An 18,807-nucleotide genomic window follows, 5' to 3' on the forward strand; every position below is an offset into this window, starting at 1 on the left:
TGTTCCAGCCATCCCGTGGTTCCGGATACTACCGGTATATTAGTATCAAAACAAGTGGAAATGTTACGTACAGCACTTGTCGGCACGCTAAAATCAATGGCAACATCGGCGTTTTCAAGACCGTCATAGTTATCGCTACTGGTTTTTCGGAGCACAATTTCATGTCCGCGTTCCAATGCGATGCGTTCGATCACTTTTCCCATTTTGCCATATCCCAAAAGTGCTATTTTCATTGATCAGTATGCTTTAAAAATGATAATTTAACGTTAGTCCAAGATTTTGTTTGTAGTCTAGATTATTCTGATAAATATCGGGACGGATCGACAGGTTGTCGTTTACGTTAAATTGCATTAAGTGCGCGTCTACGTTGGCATCCACAATATTCAGGATATAAATACCAACCGTTACCAGAATGGAAAGATCCCGGTTTCGTTGATAGAACTTTTGCGCTTCAATCAGTCGGTTGTTATCCAGTCCGCCAAAATAAGGATCGTTCGGATCGGCCGTACCGTTCAGACGTTTTTTGTATTCGTTACGAAAGTCGTGGTATTTGTTGTTATTGCTGTTGTAGAAATACAAACCGGTTCCCAGTCCGATATAAACTAAGGGAACCTTCCAGTATTTTTTATTGTAAATCTGACCCAATCCCGGTACTACGGCCGAATAAAAAGCGGCTTTCGATGGAGCAAGGGGATTGATGCGAACAGCTTTGACCGTATCTTTTACTTTTAATAGTGCGTCGTCTTTTTTATTTTGTGAAAAAACAAACGGACCAATTAAAAGTAAGGTCAGAATCAGTATGGAGGAAAAGCGACTCACTAACCTTCTATTAGCTTAATAATTCGTTTAAAATCTTCTTCGGAATGAAAAGGTATGGTGATTTTTCCTTTACCGTTTCCGGCTACCTTTACATCCACTTTGGCTCCGAAAAATTCGGTAATGGCCTTTTTATTTTCTTCTGCTACCGCAAAAGTACTTCCTTTTGGTGCTTTTGCCGGAGCTGGTTTTAAGCTTTCGTGATAGGCTTTTACCAGGGCTTCCGTTTCCCGTACCGATAGGTTCTGACTTACGATTTTCTGATAAATGTCGGTTTGAACATCCAGATCTTCTACATTGATGATCGCACGTCCGTGTCCCATTGTGATAAAACCGTCGCGAATTCCCGTTTGAATAATCGGATCCAGTTTTAACAAACGCAGGTAGTTGGCAATCGTTGATCGTTTCTTACCCACACGGTCACTCATCTGTTCCTGTGTTAACTGGATTTCGTCGATCAGACGTTGGTACGATAAGGCAATCTCGATCGGATCTAAGTCATGACGCTGGATGTTTTCTACCAAAGCCATCACCAGTGAATCGTTATCGTTTGCCAAACGAATATAAGCCGGTATTGCCGTTAAGCCAACTAATTTGGAGGCACGCAAACGACGCTCCCCGGAAATCAGCTGGTATTTGTTGAATTCCATTTTTCGAACCGTAATCGGCTGGATCACCCCCAACTCACGGATGGAAGTGGCCAATTCCTGTAGCGATTCTTCATTGAAATTGGTACGCGGCTGGAATGGGTTTATTTCAATAGCATCTATTTCAAGCTCAATAATATTCCCAACAACCTTATCGGCATTTTTGTCTTCCACGGATTTAATATCGTTTTCCGGGTCTTTTAATAATGCGGATAAGCCTCTTCCTAATGCTTGTTTTTTTATTGCTTTTGTCATAAAAACTAGTTACTGTTTTTTTTGATTATTTCTTCTGCTAAATGGATATAGTTGGTTGCTCCTTTACTGGTCGCGTCATAGTTAATGATGCTTTCCCCGAAACTCGGCGCCTCACTTAACTTAACATTACGCTGGATAACCGTTTCGAATACCATATCGTTAAAATGTTTTTGTACTTCTTCTACAACCTGATTGGAAAGACGCAAACGGGAATCGTACATCGTTAATAACAATCCTTCGATATCCAGTTGCGGGTTATGAATTTTCTGAACACTTTTAATCGTATTCAGCAATTTTCCCAAGCCTTCCAATGCAAAATATTCGCACTGGATCGGAATGACTACCGAATCAGCAGCCGTTAAGGCATTAAGCGTTAGTAAACCTAAAGATGGCGCGCAATCGATAATGATATAGTCGTACTTTTCCTTAGTGCTTTCCAAAGCTTGTTTTAGCATGTATTCACGGTTTTCTTTGTCGACTAACTCAATTTCGATCGCTACCAAGTCAATATGAGCCGGAATTAAGGATACATTAGGTGCCGAACAACTCAAAGTCGCTTCGTCCGGGGTATTACTATGCTCTAATATCTGGTAGGTTCCTATTTCTACACTTTCAACATCAATACCTAATCCGGAACTGGCATTCGCCTGTGGATCAGCATCAATCAATAAAACTTTTTTTTCCAATACGCCTAATGCGGCAGCTAAATTTACTGAAGTTGTAGTTTTTCCAACGCCTCCCTTTTGATTGGCTATAGCAATGATTTTACCCATCTGTCTCTAAAAATTTTGAACCGTAAAAATACAATTTATTATGGTTTATGAAAATCTTATTTGTTAACAATGTAATAAAGTTAGAAGGCCGATGAATGGTTTATATATAATGTTTAGCACTTTGGTTTCTGTTAGATGTTTTAGAAAAAATAATATGAAATGTTGCGTTAGGGTAATCGAAGTTGTGTTTTGTATGTAACAAAATGTTATATAATTTTAGTATATTGCTGATTATTAATACAAATTTATATATTATGAGCCTAGATGATTTTAAAAAAAATGTGATTACTCAAAAGAATGTAATTACAAAAAAAGAATTGGTTAATGGAGGGTTGATAGCAGGCACACAAACTACTAAACCATACAAAAGCAGTACAGTCATGAGCACAATTCTTGAAGTGATTTACGGAAATGATTACGGCACTCAGACAGATGCTTCTGGCGATTGGTATGATGAAGGAACTTGTTAACTTTTTTTTGAGCAGCTCTTTTTTAAAAAAGAGTTGCTTTTTGGTTTTTTTAGGAGTTCTTTGTGTGTCGTGTAAAAATTTTAGAGAAAGGAACTGCTATGAAGATAAGATGTTTATCGATAACGGAAAACCGAATGTTAATAATTTGGACAATACGATTTATAAAAGCGGATCGAAGTTTATCTATTCAATACATTTTTTTAAAGACAATATAGAATACATTTTAGAATTGAAAGGTTTAAGAAGAGAACCTATTTTAGTTCAAAAAAAGGATATTGATGATGATGCGACAAGAATAAATAAATTTATTCTTACCGTCTTTAAGGGTACGTATAAGTCTATATTGCAAGACCAGACAATAATAAAATACGATTATTATTATGATGATTGCCCAATTGGTGCTCTTTCGGAATTATCCGGGATTATTGAAGACGAAAGAATGATTTATTTGCATCCGCCAAGAACATCTTCCGGTTTTTCATTTTTTGAAGTCACTCCTTTTCCGAGTATTAATTTTCCGTTAGAGTTAAATAAAGAATGGACAGGTAACTTATATATACACGATGATATGAAACAATATCTTAAAATCAATGAATCCCAAATTCATAGTAAATATCATATTGTAGGAAAAGAACAAATTAGATCCAAGACAATGGGGGTAATGGATTGTTTTGTCATTCATTGTAAATCTTTTGCCAAAGGGAAAATAGTTTCCTATTGTAAATACTATTTTAATGAAAAATTTGGTTTTGTAAAGCTTGATATAGCCCATAGAGGGAGAACAATAATTATTGAATTGAAAGCGGTAAAATGATTTTAATTTTAAGCTCTCATTTTGATCAAAGTACAAATGACGTCATTGATTGGCTTTGTTATTACAAAGCGTCTTTTGTTAGGGTAGATGGAGAATCTTATTTGAATTCTGAACTGAATTTTAGAGTAATGCTTTCTAATAACGGCATTGAATTAAGTCTTGAAAATATCTTGTTAAACAATCTTACAGCTGTTTGGAATAGAAGATGGATTCCGTTTAATTTCTCCTTTAATGATGAGCTGAAAAAGTTTGAAGATGTTGATGTTGGCGTTTTAGCAAATATTAAGAATAATGTAATAATCGAAATGAGAAAGTCATATAAACTACTTTTCGATTTTTTACAAACTAAAAATATTAAATCGTTACCCTTTTTTAATTCAATAGCTATAGATAAAATAACTGTTCTAAAAGCAGCTGCCAGTGTTGGATTGAAAATACCTGAAAGTATTATTTGCAATAATAAGAATGATTTATTGAGATTTCACGAAAATCATAAGAAAATTATAACGAAACCTTTAGGAGAAGCAATGAGTTTTTCCGGGAAATTATATAATTATATAAACAAAACGGTTATAATTGAAGAATGCTTTCTTGAGGAAATTGAAGAAAAATTTTTCCCTTCACTATTTCAAAAATATATAGAAAAGGAAATAGAAATTAGAAGCTTTTTCATGGAAGGTAAGTTTTATTCAATGGCAATTTTTTCTCAATTAGATATAATGACTTCCGTAGATTTTAGAAATTATAATGATTTAAATCCTAATCGAAATATACCATTTAAATTACCTGTAGAAATTGAAAAAAGAATAGATAATTTGATGTCTATTTTGAATCTTAACACAGGATCTATTGATATTATACTGACTCCGGATAATGATTTCGTTTTTTTGGAGGTGAACCCTATAGGTCAATTTGGTATGACCTCATATCCATGTAATTATTACTTAGAAAAAGAAATAGCTAAATCTTTAATTGTACACTTTAATGAATAGTAAATTACCCGTCATATACTCATTATTAGAAAAAGTTGAAAAGCAGAAGGAAACTGAAATGCAGGAGTTGTTTTTTGATTATATAGGTAAGTATAAAACAAAATTATCGATGTGTTCAGGGCCACAAAAACCTATTTCAAAACTATTAAAAGATGAAGTATTTTAAATTATTTGCAACTTGTATAATTGTAAAAGGTTATAGACGAAGTTCAATATCAGATTTAGAAAGAAATAAGAATTATATCATTCCAAATTTTGTCGCTGATTTTTTGTTAAAAGAAAATATTACGATGGATGTAGCTGGCAATTTGAAACAATGGATTGATTTATTTGTGAAAGAAGAATTGGGTTTCTTTACAAGATATCCGGAATATTATCCAAGTTTAAGTTTGGAATGGGATAGCCCGGAAATGATAAATAATGCTATTATAGAAGCAGATAATTTAAATGAAATAGCGCTTATAAATCTTATTGATCAGTTAAACGATTTAAATTGTAGGTACATTGAGTTCCGATTTTATTTCAATATAAAGATTCCATTATGTGAACAAATACTAGTAGACTTACACAAAGGAGGTGTTTCAGGTATAGTAATTTATGGTAAATATGACGCTAATGATATGCAATCTGTTCAAGGATTATTAGCAAAAAATAATAGTATAGTAAACATTGTTTTTCATTCGTGCAATGAAAAAAATGTAAATGACAATCCTAGAATATACATTACAAATCAAATTATTAACTCCTCTATTCATTGTGGCCAAATCTCTCAAGACTATTTTTCAATTAATATAAAAACATTTACAGAATCCAATCATTTTAATACTTGTCTTAATAAAAAAATTGCCATTGATATTGATGGAAATATAAAGAATTGTCCATCCATGAAAAAAAACTATGGAAACATTAAGGATACTAAATTAATAGATGTAATTGACAATTCATGTTTTAAAGATTACTGGAGTATTAAAAAAGATCTAATCGATGTTTGTAAAAATTGTGAGTTTAGACATATTTGTATAGATTGTAGAGCTTACATTGATGAACCAGATAATATGTTTTCAAAGCCTTTAAAATGTGGTTATAATCCCTATACTAATGAGTGGAGTAAATGGAATTCCGGTAATTCTAAAAAAATGGTAATGGAATATTATGGTTTATGAAAATCTTATTTGTTAACAATGTAATAAAGTTCCCGACGAGGCTGTTGTTCGTTCGACGGTATTTATCTGACATTTACAGAGAACGGTTTTTGGATTTTTGTTTTACAATTTTGATGAGACTTAACGCTGTTGTTTTTGTATTGAGGGTTGTTTTTTGTAACAATTTGTTTTGTTTGTGTGAATTTTTGTAAATTGTAAGATCGGATTCTGAATCCGGATAAAATTGGTGAGTAGGAATGTAAAAATGGATGCCTATGAGAGTGCTACTTTTGGCAGCAAGCCTTTCGCTTACATTAGTATTGCTTTCCTGTTCGGGAAGTAAATACTATGTGGATGGCCTGTCATATAAACAAAAGGCCCGGGAATATGCCGGTGTTTACAGGCAGGTTCCGCCCGAAAATCAAGGGTTGACAGCAGTCGATATAACCGACCGTAAAATGTGGGTGGGTACCGTAAATTTTGGAATCCGAAAACCGAATTATGTGGTGTTACATCATACTGCTCAGGACTCGGTCGCACAAACAATCCGGACTTTTTTGTCTTTAAAACGAGAAGTAAGCGCACATTATATTGTTGGGCGGGATGGAAGTATCGTGCAAATGGCGAATGACTATTTTAGAGCCGATCATGCCGGAGTGGGGAAATGGGGTAACGATACTGACCTGAATTCGTCCTCGATTGGGATTGAATTGGATAACAATGGAACAACTGATCCTTGGCCGGAGGTACAAATTGCAACATTAATTCAGTTATTGAATTATCTGAAAAGTACCTACAATATTCCGCAGGCTAATTTTATTGCCCATGCCGATCTGGCGCCTACGCGAAAAGTGGATCCGCACCATTTTCCCTGGAAAAGCATCGCCGATAAAGGATTTGGTTATTGGTATAAAGAGGATGAACTGGTCACACCGCCAGTCGGTTTTGAGTCAAAAATTGGACTGAAGGTCATTGGTTATGATGTGAGTAACCTCGACGCGGCCATCAAAGCATTTAAAATTCACTATATTCAGGAAAATGAAGAGTCCGCTGAACTAACCGAACATGATTTAAGTATTCTCTATGCGATTTACCGGAAGTTTTTATAAATGATAAAGCCGTTCCAATTGAGAGAACGGCTTTATGTATTTTTATTTGTTGCCTTTTTGTTTGATCATGGCTTCCAGCATGTCCCACATTTCCTTCGGAATCGCTTCCAACAGATTGAATTGTCCGGCGCCTTGTAACCATTCACCACCGTCAATCGTGATCACTTCACCGTTAACGTAGGCCGAAAAATCAGATACCAGATAAGCTGCCAGATTGGCCAGTTCCTGATGATCACCGACGCGTTTTAAAGGTACTTTTTTGGCTAAATCGAATTTGTCTTTTAAATCGCCGGGTAATAGTCGGTCCCAAGCGCCTTTGGTAGGGAATGGCCCCGGTGCGATGGCGTTGGTACGAATACCATATTTGGCCCATTCTACCGCAAGACTGCGTGTCATGGCCAATACACCGGCTTTGGCCGTAGCCGACGGAACTACATAAGCCGATCCGGTCCAGGCATAGGTGGTTACAATATTCAGAATGTTGGTATTGGTCTGTTTGGTGTCGATCCAATGTTTTCCAAAAGCCAGCGTGCAGTTTTTGGAACCTTTTAGTACGATATCGATTATCGTATCGAAGGCATTGGCCGAAAGGCGTTCGGTTGGGGAAATAAAATTCCCGGCAGCATTGTTGAGTAAAACATCCACTTTACCAAATGCTTTTAAAACGGCCTGTAGCATGTTTTCTACCTGCTCATAATGCCGTACATCACAGGCTACAGCCAGACATATACCACCGGTTTCCTGTTCCAATTCCGCTGCCGTAGTTTGCAATTTGTCCAGATCACGGGAAGTAATGGCTACTTTAGCGCCCAGTTCCAGAAAATATCGGGTCATGGCTTTTCCAAGCCCGCTTCCACCACCGGTAACGACAATTACTTTATCTTCCAGTGCATTATCGCGAAGCATTTTTGCTGTAAAATTCATAAGGTTCGTTTTTTGTAATGGTAAATATACTAAAAAATAATATTATGCACGCATAGTAATAGTCTTTCTACAATAGAACAATTTCAATTGGTTAAAAAAAGCGGATTGCAATTTACAATCCGCTTTTTTTTAATACGTTAGAACCAGGCCACCGCCCAATCCCATATCGCTATCGTAATGGGCCGATAACGACCAGTATTTGGTCAAAATATAACGGGAACCAACACTATACTCAAAGTCGGTGTTCCAGGATCCCCATAAGCGGATACGCTCGGTTACCGGGATGTCTTTACGGGTAAATTGTAGTCGGGCTTTCCCTTCGTGATCCAGTCGCATATCGGCATTGACCAGCCACGGAAGTTGGTAGATGATTCCAATACAAGCCACGGCACGTTGGTCTTGCGTGCTCATTTGCCCGAAGAGATTTTTACTTCGTTCCAGACTGTTGTGATAGCGAAAATCAAATCCGGTATAGACCGATAAATATTGATTTTTGTCCAGATATCGTCCAAAATGGGCTTCGGTTTCATAACCTGATTTTTTGTCCAGCCCTAAACGCCATTCTACATCAAAAAAGTTACGGGTGTTTTCCAGTCGCATTTCTCCGTCACTACCGTTGCTTTCCAAGCCGACTTCCGCAGAAAAATAATAACGACGGTCGTCATTATAAACCATTTTCAAGGCTTTTTTTGGATCGGGTAGTTGCGGATTTGGGGGCGAATTTTCATAGGTGAAGATGCGTCCCATACCGGCCATCATATGATACAGAATATGACAATGGAAATACCAATCACCATATTCTTCCGAAGCGTGAAATTCGATGGTATCGGTTTCCATCGGCATGATATCCAGTACGTTTTTTAGCGGTGCATAATCGCCCTGTCCGTTTAAAATCCGGAAAAAATGCCCGTGTAAATGCATCGGATGGCGCATCATCGAATTGTTGGTGATCACGATACGGATGTTTTCTCCTTTCTTGATCATCACTTTATCGGATTCGGAGATGGTTTTGTTGTTTAAGGTCCAGACATAGCGGTTCATATTGCCGGTAAGTTCAAAATGAAGGGTGCGAACCGGACCATCCGGCAGATTTGTTTTTACCGGTGATTTTAGCATGGCATAATTCAGCGTGACAATATCCGGATTGGAGTTGCCGTGTTGCCCGTGGTCGTGTTGTGACATATCAGGCATCGCAGTGGACTTTTTAGGTTGTTCTTTTCCGGTTATTTCGGGATACATTACCGCGTTCATATCCATTTGCTGCAGACTCATGTTCATGCCCATGTCTTTCATATTGCCGCCAACCGTCATCATATCGTTCATCATTTTCATACCCTCGAAATACTTTAATTTCGGTAAAGGTTGCTGCAATTGCTTTAAACCACTTCCCAGCCATAACGACGCCTGACCGGTACGATCTTCGGCAGTGGCAACCAGTTCGAAAGCGTTACCTTTTTCAGGAATCGTAACAATAATGTCGTAGGTTTCGGATACGCCCACAATAAAACGATCCACCGGAACGGGTTGTACATCCATACCATCGCTGGCGACCACGTCTATTTTTCCACCGGCATAATTGATCCAGAAATAGGTCGAAGCACTACCGTTGATCACACGTACGCGTACTTTTTCACCGGGTTTAAATTGTGGAGCATGGTCTTCGGTTTTTCCATTTACAAAAAAGCGTTCGTAATACACATCACTTACATCCATCGCATGCATGCGTTTCCATTCATTGGTCAGTTTGGTCTTAAAATGTCCTTTACCTATGGCTTCGGCATAGTTTTGAGTGGCCCCTTTTTTAATGGCATACCAATCGTTGGCTTTGTGTAAGGAACGTTCAATTTCATGCGGATTGGCATCGGTCCAGTCACTTAACAACATGGTATATTCGGGCATCGGTGCTTCTTCTTTTTTGTGGATGATAAAAGCGCCATACATTCCGTTCTGTTCCTGTAACATGGTATGCGAATGGTACCAATAGGTTCCGCTTTGTTTGATCGGAAATTTATACGTATGCGTACTCATTCCTTTAATCGGAGCCGTGGTTAGATACGGAACGCCGTCCTGTTCGTTAGGCAATAGTAAGCCATGCCAGTGAATGGAGGTTTCATGGTGCATTTTGTTGTGTACGCGGATCACCGCGGTGTCGCCTTCGGTAAAGTGTAAGGTCGGTGCCGGAATACTGCCGTTTATAGCGATTCCTTTTACTTTTTTACCGGTATAGTTTACGATCGTATCGGAAACATACAGATCGTATTCTTTGACATTTTGCGACCAACTGTTTACCGTAAAGAGTACTATAAAAAGTGATAACAGGCCTTTCATCGGATTACGGTTTTAAGGTTTCAACCGTACTGCCACACGTTAACATAGCCGAACCGTAATAGGGATTTTTGATGGTGTTTTTCTGACTTAACCAAAAAGCACCTTTTCCGTCGTTATACATTGGGCATTTCTGATAGTAAATCGCATTTCCGTTTGTTGCCGATTTTGCCAGTGTGTACAGGCTTTCAGATAAGGAAGCAAAATGATCCCGCTGGTGTTTTACATCGTTGGTTTCGGAAATATGTTCCGCATCTGTTTTAAGATCGTTTAGAATTTTCATCCAGATCGTATGTTGTGCGGGTTTTAATTTGTCCATCGGAACAGCAGTAATGGCTTTAACTAATGCGGCTGCCTGTGTAGCGGCTGTTTTGCCATCGGATTTTATAAGGGCATCTTTAACCGCAAAATAACGGGTATAAACAGCGCTGAAAATGGTATTGTTTTGTGGCATGTCGGCAGTCATATCATGTCCCTGATGTTCGGAATGATTTTTGGCCATTGCGATTGTTTTTACAGGGCGGTCGTACTGACAACATTCCGGAAGGTTTTTATAGGCTTCGTCCGGAGCGCGGAAGCTATCGCTATCGTATCCGGCATAGGCGACCTTTTTTAAAATGGCATCGGTATTGGTTTTCGTCTGATCATACGTAACGGTAAGCATATCGCTGTCAATGTCCCAGTTGGCTTTGACAATGCCTCTTTCGTTAGCAGCCTTTTCGATGGTACGTTTACACATACCGCAATTACCATAGACTTTAACGGTTTCGGTTTTCGGATTTTTAATTTGAGCGTCGCATCCGGTAAAAAAGAACGTAGTAACCAGTGCCAGAAATATATTTTGGATCGTTTTCATGGTATTGAAATTTTTGAATTAATGAATTTGGTGTAATGCATGCAACCGGCGCAAATGGCCGGTACTGTCGGTTAAATTCTAAAAATCAAATTCGCAATACGTTGTTCAGCAGGTAAATGTCCTGCTTATAATAAGGTTCCGGTGGATTGTAGAAAGAATGATTCCGGTTTTCGGTACTTTGAAAGGCAAAGGCAAGTTCCAGTATAGCAGGAATCGTAAACGGAATGTGAAACGGGTTACTGAATTTTGGCGACAATAATTCGGCTTTCTGCTGATTGTCGTCCATTTTAAATTGCAGTTGTTTGTCTTCACAACAGCTTTTTTTCATCGGTTGTATCCCGCAAAGACATTTGTCCGCATCGGTTACCGTATGATTGATCGAAGCAAGTTCCTGGCCACAAAAATGCGCGGAAAGGTTAACTCCTACAGCAGGAATTAAGTACAGCAGCATTAAAAGGGTTACCAAAAACTTTTTCATCGGGAAATAATCTTGTTCAAAATTATTGAATTAATAAGATTGTAGCACTAATAATCTGTTAAAATGATCTAGAATGTTATTTTTTGCAATCGTAATGTAGCTTGTTCCAACGTATTATTGTCTTTGGCGAAACAAAAGCGAACCAGCTTCAGATCTTTGCCGTTGGCGTAAAAGGTTGAAATTGGGATCGTGGCCACACCGTATCGGGTGATCAATTCTTTACTAAATTCGACATCGCTTTGTTTTGAAAACGAAGCATACGAAGCCACCTGAAAATAAGAACCTTCACAGGGTAATAATTCAAATGGGGTTTGTGCCATTAACTCCCGGAAATAATCCCTTTTTTGACGGTACATTATGGCGATTTCGTTAAAATCAACAACGTCGAGGTATTCGCTGATGGCTGCCTGTGACAAACTATTGACACTAAAAACAAGAAATTGATGTACTTTTTTGATTTCCCGCATCAGGTATTCCGGAGCGATAGCATATCCGATTTTCCAGCCGGTGATATGCAGTGATTTTCCGAATGAAGAAATGATCACACTTTTATCGCGGAGTTTGATTCGGGTATTCACCGAAATATGATGTTGTTCGTAGGTGATGTATTCATAAACCTCATCCGAAAGCAAAATGACATCCGGATATAATTCCAGTAGTTTTTCCAACTGTATAAAGTCGGCTTCCGACCAGATTTTTCCCGTCGGGTTGTGCGGATTATTGATGATCAACATTCTGGTTTTGACGCTCATTTGGGACGCGATGGCTTCCCAGTTGGGGGTATAATCGTCGTTTAGTGCTACGCGAACGGGTAGGGCATTGCTTAGGAGTATTGGTGCTTCATAACAATCGTAACTGGGATCCAGAATGATCACTTCCTCATTTTTGTTGACCAATGCCTGAATCGTAGCAAAAATGGCTTCGGTCGCACCGGCGGTAACGACCATATCGGTTACCGGGTTGAGGTTTCGGTTATAGGATGCCAATGTCAATCGGGTTATTTTGTCCAGTAAGCCGCTATGACCGGCCATAGGAGTGTATTGATGTACGTTTTCATAGGCTAGTTTAGCGGTGATGGCGGTTAGTCGTTCGTCAACCGGGAAATTAGGAAAACCTTGCGACAGGTTGATAGCCTGATGTTCATTGGCCATTTGGGACATTACCGTAAAAATACTGGTACCGATATGTGGGAGTTTTGACATAATTGTTGTTGTTGTTGTCACACCTGACAGGTTTCCAAAACCTGTCAGGTGTTGCGGCATTACGAATTAATCCCCCCAAATACCATCGATCGGGAGATTTTGATTTTTCAGTTGATGAATATATTTAAAATTTTCAATTCCTCCGAAAAATTCAAGAACCATTTCTCGTTTTAGTTTGGTTTTTTTAGTCGATAAAATGGTTTTGTACGAACTCCAAAGATACGTTGCCGGATGCTCGCATAAATTATGATGAATGGGATTGTTATGTACATACACAATACTATCCAGAAAGTAATCAACTGTATGGATTTCTTTTCTTTTAAAAGGTCTTTCGAATAAAGCCCCATGTCTGTCTTGATTTTTGTTATATGCTTTGGTATAAGCATTAAAGAAATTAGAAAATACCTGTGACGGTGTGGCCTGTTTTAAGGATGTGTTTTTAATCCGTACAATAAAATGAAAATGATTCTGCATTAAACACCAGGCAAAAGTTTCGGCTATCGGATTAATATAATCGGCATATAATTTCAGGAAGTATTCATAATTTTCATATTTCCGAAATAAAGTACAACTATTGATACCACGATTGTAAATGTGGTAATATTTGCTGTGTTCAAGTGGTACTAATGTTTTCATGGCGTATACTATTCAACACCAGACAGGTTTTTGAAACCTGTCTGGTGTAATGCTATACAATATACCAAAAAAAAGCCAACCCTAAGGCTGGCTTTGTCTATTTAGGCATCTATCAGGATCTCAAGAATCTTAATAGCGGCTTCGCTGATTTTTGTTCCGGGTCCGAAAACGGCTACCGCGCCACTGTCGAATAAATACTGGTAATCCTGTGCCGGGATAACACCACCCACGATCACCATAATATCTTCCCGTCCGTATTTTTTAAGTTCTTCAATTACCTGAGGAACCAGTGTTTTATGACCAGCAGCCAGAGAAGATACCCCCAAAATATGAACGTCGTTTTCGACAGCCTGTTTGGCGGCTTCTGCCGGCGTTTGAAATAAAGGCCCAATGTCGACGTCAAAACCAACATCGGCATATCCGGTAGCCACTACTTTGGCACCGCGATCGTGTCCGTCCTGACCCATTTTGGCGATCATAATACGCGGACGACGTCCTTCCTGTTTCGAAAAAGCATCGGCTAATTGCTTGGCTTTTTCAAAACTTTCGTCGTTTTTAATTTCTTTACTGTACACGCCACTAAAGGATTTGATTTGTGCTTTATATCTTCCGAAAACCGATTCGAGTGCATCGCTGATTTCACCTAAAGTGGCTCTGTTTCGCGCAGCATCTACGGCTAATTCCAATAAGTTCCCCTGTCCGGTTTTGGCACATTCGGTTAGCCTGGCTAAACATTCCTGTACTTTTTCGGTATTACGGGTTGCCTTGATATGATCCAATCGTTCGATCTGTTGTTTTCGTACGGTCTGGTTGTCGACTTCTAAAATATGTAACGGATCTTCTTTTTCAAGTCGGTATTTGTTTACACCAACGATAATGTCTTGTCCGCTGTCGATACGCGCCTGTTTACGCGCAGCGGCTTCTTCGATACGTAGTTTCGGAATTCCGGCTTCGATGGCTTTTGTCATACCGCCCAATTCTTCTACTTCTTCGATTAATGCCCACGCTTTTTGTGCGATTTCATGTGTCAGACTTTCAACATAATAACTACCGGCCCACGGATCAACCGTTTTGCATATTTTGGTTTCTTCCTGAAGGAAAATCTGTGTATTACGAGCGATACGCGCCGAGAAATCGGTTGGTAAGGCAATTGCCTCATCCAGCGCATTGGTGTGTAGGGATTGTGTTCCTCCAAAAGCAGCAGCGGCGGCTTCGATCGCCGTACGCGCTACGTTGTTAAACGGATCCTGTTCGGTTAAACTCCATCCGGAAGTCTGACAGTGGGTTCGCAGGGCAAGCGACTTATCATCTTTCGGATCGAATTGTTTTAGGAGTTTGGCCCAAAGCATTCGTCCGGCCCGCATTTTGGCGATTTCCATAAAATGGTTCATTCCGATGGCCCAGAAAAAGGATAATCGCGGTGCGAATTCGTCAATTTTCATTCCGGCAGCCAATCCGGTACGGATGTATTCCAAACCGTCGGCAAGGGTATAGGCCAACTCGATATCGGCTGTAGCTCCGGCTTCCTGCATATGGTATCCGGAAATGGAAATCGAGTTGAATTTCGGCATCTTTTTACTGGTATAGTCAAAGATGTCTGCTATGATTTTCATCGATGGTGTTGGCGGATAAATATAGGTGTTCCGCACCATGAATTCTTTTAAAATATCGTTCTGAATGGTTCCCGATAATAGTTTTGCTTCGACACCCTGTTCTTCTGCGGCTACGATATAAAAGGCCATAATAGGTAATACGGCACCATTCATCGTCATCGAAACCGACATCTCATTTAACGGAATCTGATCGAAAAGGATTTTCATATCCTCCACGCTGTCAATTGCTACACCGGCTTTTCCAACGTCACCGACTACACGTTCGTGATCACTGTCGTAACCGCGGTGTGTGGCCAGGTCAAAAGCAACGGAAAGTCCTTTTTGTCCGGCGGCAAGGTTTCGGCGGTAGAAAGCATTACTTTCTTCAGCGGTCGAAAACCCGGCATACTGACGGATCGTCCAGGGACGGCGTACGTACATGGTCGCATACGGTCCGCGCAGGTTGGGTGCAAATCCGGCTCCGAAGTGTAAATGTTCCAGATCCTGAAGATCGGCTTCGGAATAGGTTTGTTTAATTTCAATTCCTTCGGCGTTGATGGAGGTTGCCGCATTAACGGTTTCCGCCTGGGTTTTGGAATTGTCTAAGGTTATATGTTGAATATTTTTTCTCATTTCAAAGCTGCTGTTATGATGCTGATGCGCTCGGTAAACGTATTATTTTTCGGTTTCCAATCGTTCCTGTTCCAGTTTTTCGGCCAGTCGTTTTTCGATGATTGGCGTGATTAACGTTTTGCGCGGGTTTACCTTTACAAACGGATACAGTTCCAGATCATGGCTCATACGGTCTTCTTTGTTCGGGTATTTGTTGGTTCCCAATAGGATTTCTTTACCATTGTCGAACAATTCCTGTTCTTTTTTGGCGCTTTCTCCAATTTTTCGTTGAATGGTACCTTCGATTAATTGGGTGATAAAACCACCGTTGGCTTCAATATCCTTAAATAGGGTAAGGGCTTTTTCGGCTAACTGATTCGTAAGGGATTCAATATAATACGCACCGTCTGACGGGTTGTTTACCAGATCAAAATAGCTTTCGTGTTTTAAAACCAGTAATTGATTTCTCGAAATACGGTCGCCAAATTCGTTGTCTTTATGATAAATCGCATCATAAGCCAGGTTCGAAACCGAATTGGCACCACCCAAAATGGCACTCATACATTCGGTGGTGGTTCGAAGCATGTTGACGTTATAATCGTAAAGGGTTTTATTGCGTTTTGTCGGTACGGCTATGATATGACATTCGTGTTTGTGGTCGTATTCTTTTGCCAGTGTATTAAATAACAGGCGAAGCGCGCGTAGTTTGGCAATCTCGAAAAAGTAGTTGGTTCCTACGGCTACCTGAAGGGTTACCGGTGCACCGATAGTGACCATTCGGTTAAAATATTCGTTTACGTGCGAAAGCGTATAGGCTAGCTGTTGTACGATATTGGCTCCGGCATTCTGATACAAACTACTGTTGATGCTCAGAAAATTCAGATTAGTACATTTTAACGCAATATCGTTTAACGTATTAAAGTCGGCGTCGAGGTTGCTATGCCAATTACCATCCTGAGCCAGTTGCCCAATCGGATCGACATGCAGGTAAATAGTAGCGTTGTGTTTTTTAGCGATACTATTGATCTTCTCCATAAACGGAAGATCCAGAAAATGAAAATTCAGATACACCGGAATGGTTTCCAACGGAAGGGACGTCAATAGTTTTTCGATATCGACTTTTTCATTTTCCAATGTAAAACGCAAACTTTCGGCACCACGGGATAGGGTTTCCTTTGCGCGGGCTATCGATTTTTCCAGATCGTGTACAAAAATATTCTGTACAATTCTAAATCCGGATACTTCGGTCGGAATAGATAAAGGCTCCGCAGCTTCGTCAATATGGTAAAACGGACGTACTTTAATCCCTTCGGGACTTTCCCAAACCAGGGTTTCGTTGTAATCGGCTCCTTTTAATTCGTATTGAATCTGTGTTTTCCATTGTTTGGACGATACCGCCTCAAAATCCGTAAACAGTTTGTTGCTCATAATGCAAAATTAAAGTGATTTTGTGTCCTCTTCGGGCACATCTTCTTCAAACTCGATGATATAAATATCTTCTTTGTCCCGTTTCATATAATATTTTTCACGGGCATACTTTTCAATCTGATCCGGATTTTTGAGCTTTTTGATGTTCTCGCTGTCTTTTTTAATCTCGTCCTGATAGTATTTTTTATTGTCTTCGAGTTCGTTTATTTCCTTGTCCAGAACGCGATGTTCCAGATAAGAGTAGTTGTCCAGAAACAGCATCCAGATCGCAAAAAACAGCGTTACCAATACATAGCGGTTCCCGAATATTTTCAGGAAAGGATACTTGGTAACTATTTTTTCGAATGCTTTTTTCATGGCTTATAAAGGTAACGATAAATTATGATATTCTTTGGTTGATCACCGCACGTACCACGTCGATAGCAACTGTATTGTACTTGTCGTTCGGGATGATAATGTCGGCATAGGCTTTGGATGGCTCAATAAATTGTTCGTGCATCGGTTTTAATGTCGACTGGTAGCGGTTTAATACTTCTTCCATATCACGACCACGTTCGGCGATGTCACGTTTTAAACGACGAATCAAACGCTCGTCGGAATCGGCATGAACAAAGATTTTTACATCAAACATATCACGCAATTGCGGATTGGTCAGGATTAAAATTCCTTCTACAATCATTACTTTACGCGGATGTGTCACGATGGTGTCGTCGGTTCTGTTATGAGTTACAAACGAGTATACCGGTTGTTCGATGGTTTTACCATCTTTTAAGTCTTTTAGATGGCTTACCAATAATTCAAAGTCAATTGCTCTGGGATGATCAAAGTTGATAAGCGCACGCTCATCAAAGCTCAGGTTGTGGGTGGCCTTATAGTAGGAGTCCTGTGAAATAATCCCTACTTCAGTTTCGGGTAATTCATTCATAATCTGATGGACTACTGTCGTTTTTCCACTGCCAGTTCCTCCGGCAATACCAATTATAAGCATAAATAGTTTTGTTGTTTTTTATCACCGCAAAAATAATAATTAATAGGAAGTAGGGTTTATTTTTTTTAGTTTTATGCTGTTTGAGGATTATTCATACCCGGTATAAATTGTATCGGACTTAAATTACTTTGTTTTAAAACTTTAGGAACTGCAAGAATATGGCAATAGCAATCCATGACGATATAACTGCGGGAAAGATGATGCTTTACCTTGCGGAAAAGTACCAACTCGAATTGATTACGGTCGATGCCCGGGTAACATTATTGGAAGAAGGTGAAAAAGCACGCCGTATTTATTTTATTAAAGAAGGTTGCCTGCGTTTGTGGATGAACAGCAACGGAAAGGAAATTACGAATCAGTTTTTTTTCGAAGGAAGTCTGGTGGCTTCGCTGGAAAGTGTGCTTACGAATCAGCCGAGTGATTTTTATCTGGAAACCCTGGAAAAAAGCGTGCTCTATGTCTTGGAAAAAGAACGCTTTGAACAGTTATGGGAACAGGATGTCGAGTTTAAAGCCTGGTTTGATCACTATATTCTAAAACGGTTTATCTACTATTCAAAACATTTGCTGTCGTTTTTACGGGATAAACCCGAAGAACGGTATCGCAATCTTTTACAAAAGAACCCGGATATTTTTCAACGGGTTCCACAGCATTATATTGCGACCTATCTTGGCATTACAGCCGTTTCGCTAAGTCGTATCCGGAATAAAGTGGCTAAGACAAAATGACGATCTTAACAATTGTTATC

20 protein-coding genes and 1 pseudogene are annotated in these 18,807 nt (G+C 39.3%); 7 read left to right on the top strand and 14 right to left on the bottom strand.

Annotated elements, in window-relative coordinates:
* From Q1R07_RS07990 to Q1R07_RS08005, 4 genes and pseudogenes are all read right to left on the bottom strand, one after another.
* A pseudogene (locus Q1R07_RS07990) lies at window positions 1-233 on the bottom strand (4-hydroxy-tetrahydrodipicolinate reductase); the annotation flags it as partial.
* 13 nt (window positions 234-246) lie between these two features.
* Window positions 247-819, bottom strand: coding sequence for a DUF5683 domain-containing protein (locus Q1R07_RS07995; protein WP_300488304.1), 573 nt, complete (start codon window positions 817-819; stop codon window positions 247-249).
* Window positions 819-1,718 carry a ParB/RepB/Spo0J family partition protein gene (locus tag Q1R07_RS08000; protein WP_300488306.1) on the bottom strand — a complete coding sequence of 300 codons (900 nt, stop codon included), beginning with the start codon at window positions 1,716-1,718 and terminating at the stop codon, window positions 819-821. The genes Q1R07_RS07995 and Q1R07_RS08000 overlap by 1 nt, the downstream gene beginning before the upstream one ends.
* A 5-nt stretch (window positions 1,719-1,723) precedes the next feature.
* The gene (locus Q1R07_RS08005) at window positions 1,724-2,491 is read right to left on the bottom strand and encodes an AAA family ATPase (protein WP_300488307.1); all 768 of its coding nucleotides are present in this window, start codon (window positions 2,489-2,491) and stop codon (window positions 1,724-1,726) included.
* Window positions 2,492-2,745: 254 nt separating this feature from the next.
* Between Q1R07_RS08005 and Q1R07_RS08010 the strand changes: the two genes are divergently transcribed.
* The 6 genes from Q1R07_RS08010 (at window position 2,746) to Q1R07_RS08035 (ending at window position 7,018) form a co-directional block, all read left to right on the top strand.
* Window positions 2,746-2,961: a hypothetical protein gene (locus tag Q1R07_RS08010; RefSeq protein WP_300488310.1), complete on the top strand. Its 216-nt coding sequence runs from the start codon at window positions 2,746-2,748 to the stop codon at window positions 2,959-2,961.
* On the top strand, window positions 2,942-3,775 hold the full coding sequence (locus Q1R07_RS08015; RefSeq protein ID WP_300488312.1) for a hypothetical protein: 834 nt from the start codon (window positions 2,942-2,944) through the stop codon (window positions 3,773-3,775). Before Q1R07_RS08010 ends, Q1R07_RS08015 begins: the two co-directional genes overlap by 20 nt.
* The gene (gene gwsG / locus Q1R07_RS08020) at window positions 3,772-4,767 is read left to right on the top strand and encodes a grasp-with-spasm system ATP-grasp peptide maturase (RefSeq protein WP_300488314.1); all 996 of its coding nucleotides are present in this window, start codon (window positions 3,772-3,774) and stop codon (window positions 4,765-4,767) included. The genes Q1R07_RS08015 and gwsG overlap by 4 nt, the downstream gene beginning before the upstream one ends.
* Window positions 4,760-4,933, top strand: coding sequence for a hypothetical protein (locus Q1R07_RS08025; RefSeq protein WP_300488317.1), 174 nt, complete (start codon window positions 4,760-4,762; stop codon window positions 4,931-4,933). The genes gwsG and Q1R07_RS08025 overlap by 8 nt, the downstream gene beginning before the upstream one ends.
* Window positions 4,920-5,930, top strand: a complete 1,011-nt coding sequence (gene gwsS / locus Q1R07_RS08030; RefSeq protein ID WP_300488320.1) for a grasp-with-spasm system SPASM domain peptide maturase — start codon at window positions 4,920-4,922, stop codon at window positions 5,928-5,930. The genes Q1R07_RS08025 and gwsS overlap by 14 nt, the downstream gene beginning before the upstream one ends.
* 254 nt (window positions 5,931-6,184) lie before the next feature.
* Complete coding sequence (locus Q1R07_RS08035) at window positions 6,185-7,018, top strand: N-acetylmuramoyl-L-alanine amidase (RefSeq protein ID WP_300488323.1); 834 nt, start codon at window positions 6,185-6,187, stop codon at window positions 7,016-7,018.
* A 42-nt stretch (window positions 7,019-7,060) separates the two neighbouring features.
* Here Q1R07_RS08035 and Q1R07_RS08040 read toward each other — a convergent pair whose 3' ends face one another.
* The 10 genes from Q1R07_RS08040 to udk all read right to left on the bottom strand — a co-directional run bounded on the left by Q1R07_RS08040 (window position 7,061) and on the right by udk (window position 18,059).
* Window positions 7,061-7,942, bottom strand: coding sequence for an SDR family oxidoreductase (locus Q1R07_RS08040; RefSeq protein ID WP_300488326.1), 882 nt, complete (start codon window positions 7,940-7,942; stop codon window positions 7,061-7,063).
* A gap of 129 nt (window positions 7,943-8,071) precedes the next feature.
* The gene (locus tag Q1R07_RS08045; protein ID WP_300488328.1) at window positions 8,072-10,270 is read right to left on the bottom strand and encodes a multicopper oxidase domain-containing protein; all 2,199 of its coding nucleotides are present in this window, start codon (window positions 10,268-10,270) and stop codon (window positions 8,072-8,074) included.
* A 4-nt stretch (window positions 10,271-10,274) separates the two neighbouring features.
* A complete protein-coding gene (locus Q1R07_RS08050) occupies window positions 10,275-11,123 on the bottom strand; it encodes a DUF3347 domain-containing protein (protein ID WP_300488330.1) in 849 nt (282 codons plus the stop codon).
* 85 nt (window positions 11,124-11,208) lie between these two features.
* Entirely contained in the window at window positions 11,209-11,601 is a 393-nt protein-coding gene (locus tag Q1R07_RS08055) for a hypothetical protein (protein ID WP_300488332.1), read from the bottom strand.
* A 68-nt stretch (window positions 11,602-11,669) separates the two neighbouring features.
* Window positions 11,670-12,863: a methionine aminotransferase gene (locus Q1R07_RS08060; protein ID WP_300488335.1), complete on the bottom strand. Its 1,194-nt coding sequence runs from the start codon at window positions 12,861-12,863 to the stop codon at window positions 11,670-11,672.
* A 6-nt stretch (window positions 12,864-12,869) separates the two neighbouring features.
* On the bottom strand, window positions 12,870-13,439 hold the full coding sequence (locus tag Q1R07_RS08065) for a hypothetical protein (RefSeq protein WP_300488338.1): 570 nt from the start codon (window positions 13,437-13,439) through the stop codon (window positions 12,870-12,872).
* A 101-nt stretch (window positions 13,440-13,540) separates the two neighbouring features.
* Window positions 13,541-15,664: a methylmalonyl-CoA mutase gene (gene scpA, locus Q1R07_RS08070; RefSeq protein WP_300488341.1), complete on the bottom strand. Its 2,124-nt coding sequence runs from the start codon at window positions 15,662-15,664 to the stop codon at window positions 13,541-13,543.
* Window positions 15,665-15,706: 42 nt separating this feature from the next.
* Window positions 15,707-17,071, bottom strand: a complete 1,365-nt coding sequence (locus Q1R07_RS08075) for a methylmalonyl-CoA mutase subunit beta (protein ID WP_300488344.1) — start codon at window positions 17,069-17,071, stop codon at window positions 15,707-15,709.
* 9 nt (window positions 17,072-17,080) lie between these two features.
* Window positions 17,081-17,428, bottom strand: coding sequence for a septum formation initiator family protein (locus Q1R07_RS08080; protein WP_300488347.1), 348 nt, complete (start codon window positions 17,426-17,428; stop codon window positions 17,081-17,083).
* A 22-nt stretch (window positions 17,429-17,450) separates the two neighbouring features.
* On the bottom strand, window positions 17,451-18,059 hold the full coding sequence (gene udk, locus Q1R07_RS08085) for a uridine kinase (protein WP_300488349.1): 609 nt from the start codon (window positions 18,057-18,059) through the stop codon (window positions 17,451-17,453).
* A 158-nt stretch (window positions 18,060-18,217) separates the two neighbouring features.
* Between udk and Q1R07_RS08090 the strand changes: the two genes are divergently transcribed.
* Entirely contained in the window at window positions 18,218-18,787 is a 570-nt protein-coding gene (locus Q1R07_RS08090; RefSeq protein ID WP_300488352.1) for a Crp/Fnr family transcriptional regulator, read from the top strand.
* The last annotated feature ends 20 nt before the right edge of the window (window positions 18,788-18,807 follow it).

The sequence above is a fragment of the Flavobacterium sp. genome, from assembly GCF_030146175.1.
Lineage (GTDB): Bacteria > Bacteroidota > Bacteroidia > Flavobacteriales > Flavobacteriaceae > Flavobacterium.

What these genes read in the sequence shown, in the direction of transcription:
- Q1R07_RS08000 (WP_300488306.1), bottom strand. Translation starts at nt 1,718, where the DNA reads ATGACAAAAGCAATAAAAAAACAAGCATTAGGAAGAGGCTTATCCGCA.
- Q1R07_RS08005 (WP_300488307.1), bottom strand. Translation starts at nt 2,491, where the DNA reads ATGGGTAAAATCATTGCTATAGCCAATCAAAAGGGAGGCGTTGGAAAA.
- Q1R07_RS08010 (WP_300488310.1), top strand. Translation starts at nt 2,746, where the DNA reads ATGAGCCTAGATGATTTTAAAAAAAATGTGATTACTCAAAAGAATGTA.
- Q1R07_RS08015 (WP_300488312.1), top strand. Translation starts at nt 2,942, where the DNA reads ATGATGAAGGAACTTGTTAACTTTTTTTTGAGCAGCTCTTTTTTAAAA.
- gwsG (WP_300488314.1), top strand. Translation starts at nt 3,772, where the DNA reads ATGATTTTAATTTTAAGCTCTCATTTTGATCAAAGTACAAATGACGTC.
- Q1R07_RS08025 (WP_300488317.1), top strand. Translation starts at nt 4,760, where the DNA reads ATGAATAGTAAATTACCCGTCATATACTCATTATTAGAAAAAGTTGAA.
- gwsS (WP_300488320.1), top strand. Translation starts at nt 4,920, where the DNA reads ATGAAGTATTTTAAATTATTTGCAACTTGTATAATTGTAAAAGGTTAT.
- Q1R07_RS08035 (WP_300488323.1), top strand. Translation starts at nt 6,185, where the DNA reads ATGAGAGTGCTACTTTTGGCAGCAAGCCTTTCGCTTACATTAGTATTG.
- Q1R07_RS08040 (WP_300488326.1), bottom strand. Translation starts at nt 7,942, where the DNA reads ATGAATTTTACAGCAAAAATGCTTCGCGATAATGCACTGGAAGATAAA.
- Q1R07_RS08045 (WP_300488328.1), bottom strand. Translation starts at nt 10,270, where the DNA reads ATGAAAGGCCTGTTATCACTTTTTATAGTACTCTTTACGGTAAACAGT.
- Q1R07_RS08050 (WP_300488330.1), bottom strand. Translation starts at nt 11,123, where the DNA reads ATGAAAACGATCCAAAATATATTTCTGGCACTGGTTACTACGTTCTTT.
- Q1R07_RS08055 (WP_300488332.1), bottom strand. Translation starts at nt 11,601, where the DNA reads ATGAAAAAGTTTTTGGTAACCCTTTTAATGCTGCTGTACTTAATTCCT.
- Q1R07_RS08060 (WP_300488335.1), bottom strand. Translation starts at nt 12,863, where the DNA reads ATGCCGCAACACCTGACAGGTTTTGGAAACCTGTCAGGTGTGACAACA.
- Q1R07_RS08065 (WP_300488338.1), bottom strand. Translation starts at nt 13,439, where the DNA reads ATGAAAACATTAGTACCACTTGAACACAGCAAATATTACCACATTTAC.
- scpA (WP_300488341.1), bottom strand. Translation starts at nt 15,664, where the DNA reads ATGAGAAAAAATATTCAACATATAACCTTAGACAATTCCAAAACCCAG.
- Q1R07_RS08075 (WP_300488344.1), bottom strand. Translation starts at nt 17,071, where the DNA reads ATGAGCAACAAACTGTTTACGGATTTTGAGGCGGTATCGTCCAAACAA.
- Q1R07_RS08080 (WP_300488347.1), bottom strand. Translation starts at nt 17,428, where the DNA reads ATGAAAAAAGCATTCGAAAAAATAGTTACCAAGTATCCTTTCCTGAAA.
- udk (WP_300488349.1), bottom strand. Translation starts at nt 18,059, where the DNA reads ATGCTTATAATTGGTATTGCCGGAGGAACTGGCAGTGGAAAAACGACA.
- Q1R07_RS08090 (WP_300488352.1), top strand. Translation starts at nt 18,218, where the DNA reads ATGGCAATAGCAATCCATGACGATATAACTGCGGGAAAGATGATGCTT.